7 protein-coding genes and 1 pseudogene are annotated in these 5,591 nt (G+C 63.2%); 7 read left to right on the plus strand and 1 reads right to left on the minus strand.

All coding sequences use genetic code 11. The annotated features are described in order from the left end of the window. The 7 genes from EOA36_RS25800 to EOA36_RS25830 all read left to right on the plus strand — a co-directional run. Positions 1-235, plus strand: a 235-nt coding sequence (locus EOA36_RS25800; protein ID WP_145969310.1) for a cytochrome c, incomplete at its 5' end; no start/stop codon positions are given. Then, the gene (gene coxB / locus EOA36_RS25805; protein WP_127279969.1) at positions 232-1,227 is read left to right on the plus strand and encodes a cytochrome c oxidase subunit II; all 996 of its coding nucleotides are present in this window, start codon (positions 232-234) and stop codon (positions 1,225-1,227) included. The genes EOA36_RS25800 and coxB, both read left to right, overlap by 4 nt. A gap of 32 nt (positions 1,228-1,259) precedes the next feature. Next, positions 1,260-3,131 carry a cytochrome c oxidase subunit I gene (gene ctaD, locus EOA36_RS25810; RefSeq protein ID WP_245464465.1) on the plus strand — a complete coding sequence of 624 codons (1,872 nt, stop codon included), beginning with the start codon at positions 1,260-1,262 and terminating at the stop codon, positions 3,129-3,131. Further along, entirely contained in the window at positions 3,128-3,730 is a 603-nt protein-coding gene (locus tag EOA36_RS25815; protein ID WP_127279971.1) for a cytochrome c oxidase subunit 3, read from the plus strand. Before ctaD ends, EOA36_RS25815 begins: the two co-directional genes overlap by 4 nt. Further along, entirely contained in the window at positions 3,727-4,035 is a 309-nt protein-coding gene (locus EOA36_RS25820) for a hypothetical protein (protein ID WP_127279972.1), read from the plus strand. The genes EOA36_RS25815 and EOA36_RS25820 overlap by 4 nt, the downstream gene beginning before the upstream one ends. After that, entirely contained in the window at positions 4,023-4,901 is an 879-nt protein-coding gene (locus EOA36_RS25825) for a cytochrome c oxidase assembly protein (RefSeq protein ID WP_127279973.1), read from the plus strand. The genes EOA36_RS25820 and EOA36_RS25825 overlap by 13 nt, the downstream gene beginning before the upstream one ends. Then, entirely contained in the window at positions 4,894-5,310 is a 417-nt protein-coding gene (locus EOA36_RS25830; RefSeq protein WP_127279974.1) for a c-type cytochrome, read from the plus strand. Before EOA36_RS25825 ends, EOA36_RS25830 begins: the two co-directional genes overlap by 8 nt. A 77-nt stretch (positions 5,311-5,387) precedes the next feature. On the opposite strand, the pseudogene EOA36_RS37405 reads toward EOA36_RS25830, so the two are convergent. Beyond that, positions 5,388-5,591 (minus strand): annotated as a pseudogene (locus EOA36_RS37405) (alkylated DNA repair protein); the annotation flags it as partial.

The raw sequence follows: 5,591 nt of genomic DNA on the forward strand, positions 1-5,591 counted from the left end.
CATTCGGGACGGCCGCCCGCATGGCATGCCAGCCTTTCGCGACCGGATGACCTCGGAACAGATCTGGCAGCTTGCCGGGTATGTGCAGACGATCGGGTCCTACAAGCCGAAGGTGGCCGCGCCGAGCCGCAACGACGACAGGCAGACCCGCCCGGCCGAGAATCGCGGGCCGGCGAAGATACTCTTCGACGAAGGGCCGGCGGGCGTTCACCCGGATCAGGGGCCGACACCTTGAAGACGCACCGCGCCCTCCCGCTATCCGTCCTTGTCCTCGCGTCGGGCTGCGGCGGCTATCAGTCGGCGCTCGGCGCCAAGGGCGCACCGGCCATCCATGTCGAGCACCTCATCGTCGGCATCGTCGCGGTATGCACGGTCATCTGGATCCTTGTCATGATGATGCTTGTGCTGGCGCTCGTGCGTGCACGCCGCAGCGTTGCGAGCCAAGCGACCGGATCCGAAAAGCCGCTGACCGTGGCGGTATCGGCGGCGATCGCCGCGACCGTTGTCATCATCGCCGGGATGACCATCGCCAGCTTCTACACCACGCGCAACATCGGTCTTCCCGACAGCACCGCCCTGACCGTCACCGTGCGAGGACAGCAATGGTGGTGGCAGGTCTTTTATGCCGATTCCCCGGCAGGCCCTGGCTTTCAGACCGCCAATGAAATCCACATACCCGTCGGCAGGGATGTGCGGCTCCGGCTCGAAAGCCCCGACGTGATTCACTCCTTCTGGGTGCCGAGCCTCGCGGGCAAGCAGGACCTTGTCCCCGGTCGGACCAACAGCCTACTGCTCAGGGCTGAAAAGCCGGGCGTCTATCGCGGGCAATGTGCGGAGTTCTGCGGCCTCCAGCACAGCCACATGGCCATCCTGGTCATCGCCGAAACGCAGGCCGCCTTTGAAGGCTGGGCCGCAACCCAACGCCTGGACGCTGCCGGGTCGGCCGATCCCGACATAGCCGCCGGGCAGGCGTCGTTCATGGCAAAACCCTGTGCTGCCTGCCACACGGTCCGCGGCACGCCTGCCGGCGGCACGACCGGGCCTGACCTCACGCATGTTGGCGGCCGGCGGACGATCGCCGCCGGGCTGCTGGAAACCACCCGCGGCTCGCTGGCGGCCTGGATAGCCGATCCGCAGACGCTCAAACCCGGAAACAACATGCCGATGGTTCCGCTGACGAGCATCGAGCTGCGAAATATCTCCGCCTATATGGAGAGCCTTAAATGACGCAGGATGGCGACGGGCTGCGTGACAGTTCAATGGAAGGGTCCGAACTCCACCGTCGCCTCACGGCGATCTGGTCGACGCCGTCCGGGCTGTGGGGCGCGCTGTCCACGGTCGATCACAAGATCATCGGCCGGCGCTACGTCACCACGGCCTTCGTCTTCCTGGCCCTGGGTGGGGTGCTGTCGCTGTTGATACGGCTGCAACTCGCGCAACCCGAAGCCCGCTTCATCGGCCCGGATCGCTACAATCAGATCTTCACGATGCACGGCACGAACATGATGTTCCTCTTTGCCGTGCCCGTCATGCAGGCAATGGCGATCTATCTAGTGCCGTTGATGGTGGGAACGCGCAACATCGCCTTCCCCAGGCTCAACGCGTTCTCCTACTGGGTGTATCTCGCTGGCGGGCTACTGCTCTGGATCGCTTTCGCTGTCGACACCGGTCCCGATGTCGGGTGGTTCGCCTATGTACCCCTCGCCGGCCCGGAGTACGGCGCCGGAAAGCGGGCCGATATCTGGGCGCAGATGATCACCTTCACCGAGGTATCGGCACTCGCCGTGGCCGTCGAAATCGTCGTCACCGTCTTCAAGCAACGCGCCCCGGGCATGTCACTCGACAGGATTCCGCTGTTTGTCTGGTCGATGCTGGTCACGTCGTTTCTCGTCATCATGGCGATGCCAGCGATCATGGTCGCCAGCTCCTCCCTTATCCTGGATCGCCTGGTAGGTACGCATTTCTTCAACCCCGCCGAAGGTGGCGACGTGCTGTTGTGGCAGCACCTGTTCTGGTTCTTCGGCCACCCGGAGGTCTACATCATCTTCCTGCCGGCGGTGGGGATGGTTTCGACGATCGTGGCGACATTCACGAGGCGGCCCGTGTTCGGTTACCTGGGCATGGTCATGGCCCTGATCGCCACCGGCGTCCTGGCGTTCGGGCTATGGGTTCATCACATGTTCGTCGCTGGGCTGCCGCGCCTCGGGGAGAGTTTCTTCACCGCTTCAAGCATGGCCATCGCCGTTCCGGCGGGGCTGCAGATCTTCTGCTGGCTGGCAACGATGTGGGCCGGCCGGCCCGTGTTCAAGACGCCGTTCCTGTTCGTCATCGGCTTCATGGTCATATTCGTCATCGGCGGCCTGACCGGGGTGATGGTGGCCTCCGTTCCCTTCGACACGCAGGTTCACGACACCTATTTCGTCGTCGCCCATTTCCACTATGTGCTGGTCGGCGGCGCGGTGTTTCCGTTGCTGGGCGCGGTCTATTACTGGTTTCCGAAGTTCACCGGGCGAATGATGAGCGAGACGCTTGGCCGCTGGATATTCGGCCTGATCTTCACGGGGTTCAACCTGACTTTTTTCCCCATGCACATTCTTGGCCTGCAAGGCATGCCGCGCCGCATCTACACCTACCAGCCGGAGATGCCCTGGTCCGGTTTGAACCTGTTCATCAGCCTCAGCGCCGTCATCCTCGCATTGGGTTTCCTGCTGTTTTTCGTCGACGCCATACGCAGCGCCAGATCAGGATCCTTGGCGCCAGCCAATCCTTGGGGCGCCAGGACGCTGGAATGGGCAACCTCGTCGCCACCGCCCCCCTACAATTTCGCGCGGCTGCCGGTAGTGGATCGCCTCGATCCCTTGTCCGATGACATCGAAGCTGTGCCGGTCGCCAGCGGACTGCGGGTCGACCGCCGGGAACTGCTGACCAGCAGCGTCGTTCACGCATCGCCGGAAGCGCGTGAGGCATCGCCCGGAGACTCCATCTGGCCGCTATGGGCGGCGCTGGCAAGCACGCTGATGCTGATCTGGTCGATCTTCAGCCCATGGGCCGTCGTATGGGGCTCGATACCGCTGGCGATCACGCTCATTGGCTGGTTCTGGCCGAAAGGCGTGCCGGAGGATGAAGCATGAAGGACAAAGTCGTCATCGATCTCGCCCACCTTCCTCCGCATGGCCTCGGCACGGCGAGCCAGAGTTGGTGGGGGACCCTGGCCTTCATGCTGATCGAAGGCACCGGCTTTGCCTTGGCGATCGTAGTCTATCTCTATCTGATGAGTCTGGCGCCGCAGTGGCCTCTCGATGCCGCACCGCCTGACCTGGTGGCGGGGACGACGCTTACGGTGTTCCTGGTTCTGAGCGTGCTGCCCAACATCCTCGTCAACCGCTGGGCACGCCAACAGGATCTTCGCAAGGTTCGCATCGGGCTGATTGTCATGTCGCTCGTCGGCATTGTGCCGCTTATCTTGCGCGCTTTCGAATTCCCCGCAATGCACATCAAATGGGACCAGAATGCCTACGGCTCGATCGTGTGGGTCATGCTCGGCCTCCACACCACGCATATCCTGACCGATCTGGTCGAGACCCTGGTGCTGACCTGCCTGATGTTTTCACGACACGCCGACAATCCGCGCCGCTTCGGTGACGTCAACGACAATGCGATGTACTGGAACTTCGTGGTCGCGACGTGGTTGCCGATGTATGCCTGCCTTTATTGGGTCCCACGGCTTTGACCAAAACCTGGCTAAGACACATCGGACTTCTGCTTCCCCTCGCGGCCTGGGGGCTCAGCACCCAGCTTGGGCAGGTCACGCCCTATTTGGATTGCCGGCAGAATGTCTCTTGGACCGCGATCTTCTGCGGCCTTCTGATCGTCTTCGCGATCGCAGGCATCGTCGTGTCGCGAGTTGGATTGCAGGGACTGGGAAAAACCGGGCGATTCGTCGTCGATACCGGCTTCCTTATCGCGCTCGCCTTTTTGTTCGCGCTGGCCCTGCAGGGGACGGCCGCAATGGTGCTGGACCCATGCCAACGCTGATCCGCACGTCAATCCTGTTCATGGTCGCCACTCCGGCCATGGCGCATGGCGACGAGACGCATGGTGCTGGAGGGTCCTGGACGTTCGATCCATGGATCGTCATGCCGCTCGCGGTCCTCGCTATACTGTTTGGACTGGGCGTGACAAGGCTGGCGTGGCGAACCAGACGGCCCGGCGCCACGCTGATCAGTGCGCTGCTTTATGCCGGCGGCTTGCTGACGCTCGCCGGCTCGCTGATGTCCCCACTGCACTGGCTGGGGGAACATCTTTTCACCTTCCACATGATCGAGCATGAGGTCGTCATGGCCGTCTCGGCTCCGCTGATCGTCTTCGCGCGGCCGGCCGGAATCCTGCTATGGGGATTGCCCAGGCGCACGCGCCACATGGCTGCTGCGGCAATGCGCTCGCCCCTGCTGCGACGGCCATGGGATTGGTGCACGAGCGCGGCGAATGCGACGATCCTTCACGGCGTGGCCATCTGGGCGTGGCATGTGCCGATCCTGTTCGACACGGCCGTGACAGATGCGACCCTGCACCGTTTCCAGCATCTCAGCTTCCTCGCCACGGCGATACTGTTCTGGTGGGCGATGGTCTGGAGAAGCGACCATGGGGTCGCCGCGTGGCATCTGTTCGTGACCATGATCCACACCAGCGTGCTCGGGGCGTTGATGGCGTTGGCGCCGCGCGTGCTCTACGTCGCGCAGACGCAGACGGCCATGGCGTGGGGACTGACACCCCTGGAAGACCAGCAACTGGCGGGCATGATCATGTGGGTGCCGGCCGGCACCATCTATGCGGGTGTGGCAATGGTCATGCTGGCGCTCTGGATCCGTGGCTCAGGCGACAGGGGGATGCAAAATGCCTGACCATCCTGCCTTTATCTCCGGCCCGGTCGGCTTCATCGCCGTGACCGTTCTTGCTGCGTCGGCCGCGCTTGTCGCGACGAATGTCGTGCGCGACAACAACACCAAGGCGGCCACCGCCAGGATGATGACCGGCGGCAACGCCGACCATGCTCCAGAGATTTTCCGTCGCTACGGTTGCTCGGGTTGCCACACCATCCCCGGCATAGAAGGTGCCGACGGCCAGACCGGCGCGCCGCTGACAGAACTATCGAAGCGCGTATACATTGCCGGCGTGCTGGAAAACCGTCCCGACAATCTCGTCGCCTGGATCGTCTCGCCGAAAACCTTCTCTCCCCGAACGGCAATGCCCGTAACAGGAATCTCGGAGCGAGAAGCCCGCGACCTGGCCGCGTATCTTTACGCTCAATGACACCTACCCGGCGCGCCGGCCTGGCGGATCCTGGTAGTCGTAGACCGGAAAGCAGATCGACCCGCGACGGTGGGGCCTTACGGATGCGGCGTGGCTACGGCCGACAGGGCTTTGATGTAGCGTGCGATCGCCCGACGGTCGCTGTCGGGCAACATGGCGGTGTTCTTCACGACGTCGGCCATGGACGATCCAACCCGGCCGTGATTGGGCGTCTCGCCGGTTTCGAGCATGGTGGCGATGTCATCCTCGGTCCATTCGCGCAGTCTTGCCTGGGTGATGTT

It is taken from the genome of Mesorhizobium sp. M8A.F.Ca.ET.021.01.1.1, from assembly GCF_003998025.1.
GTDB lineage: Bacteria > Pseudomonadota > Alphaproteobacteria > Rhizobiales > Rhizobiaceae > Mesorhizobium.

Coding starts and splice junctions, on each gene's coding strand:
- ctaD (WP_245464465.1), top strand. CDS start 1,260: ATGGAAGGGTCCGAACTCCACCGTCGCCTCACGGCGATCTGGTCGACG.
- EOA36_RS25815 (WP_127279971.1), top strand. CDS start 3,128: ATGAAGGACAAAGTCGTCATCGATCTCGCCCACCTTCCTCCGCATGGC.
- EOA36_RS25825 (WP_127279973.1), top strand. CDS start 4,023: ATGCCAACGCTGATCCGCACGTCAATCCTGTTCATGGTCGCCACTCCG.
- EOA36_RS25830 (WP_127279974.1), top strand. CDS start 4,894: ATGCCTGACCATCCTGCCTTTATCTCCGGCCCGGTCGGCTTCATCGCC.